At 80.8% G+C, this 666-nt stretch carries 1 protein-coding gene; it reads left to right on the forward strand.

Going from position 1 to position 666, the window contains the following annotated elements:
- A partial coding sequence (locus ASF82_RS13015; RefSeq protein WP_162240276.1) for a YafY family protein occupies positions 1-573 on the forward strand: 573 nt, incomplete at its 5' end.
- Positions 574-666 lie beyond the last annotated feature (93 nt).

Below are 666 nucleotides of genomic sequence, written 5' to 3' on the forward strand. Positions count from 1 at the left end.
CGGGTGCTGCGGTTCCGCTACGACCGGGTCGCGGTGCCCGGGGCCGATCCCGCGCCGGGCACCGAGACGCCCGGCACGATGGCCGGCCAGTCAGCCGCTGACCTGCCCGCCCTGCCCCGCCGGGTCGAGCCGCACGGCGTCGTGCTGCGCGGCGGGCGCTGGTACCTGCTCGCCTGGGACCTCGACCGCCACGACTGGCGCGTCTTCCGCCTCGACCGCGTGCACCCCCGGAGCCCGGGAGGCGCCCCCTTCGCCCGCAGACCGCTGCCGGGCCCCGACGCGGCCGCGGTCGTCGCCGCGCGCGCCAAGGGCTCGGCCGACGCCGACCGCTGGCCCTGCGAGGGCGCCGTCGACCTCGAGCTGCCGCCCCGCGAGGTCGCCCCCTGGGTCGCGGACGGCCTGCTGGAGGCGCGGGGCGAGCACCGCAGCCGCCTCACGATCGGCTCGTGGTCGTGGGCGGGGGTGCTCGCCGCAGCGCTGCGCTTCGACGCGCCGTTCACGGTGGTGGGCCCGCCGGAGCTGCGGGCGGCGGCCGAGGTCGCGGCGGCGCGGCTGCGCGGCGGCTCCGCGTGAGGGCCGCTAAGTGGTGCGCGGGCGGGCCCGGGGTGCGGCGGGTCCCCGTCCTCCTGGGCGGGTCGGCGCCGACCCGCCCAGGAGGACACCGAC

The organism is Frigoribacterium sp. Leaf164, from assembly GCF_001423665.1.
Taxonomy (GTDB): domain Bacteria; phylum Actinomycetota; class Actinomycetes; order Actinomycetales; family Microbacteriaceae; genus Frigoribacterium; species Frigoribacterium endophyticum.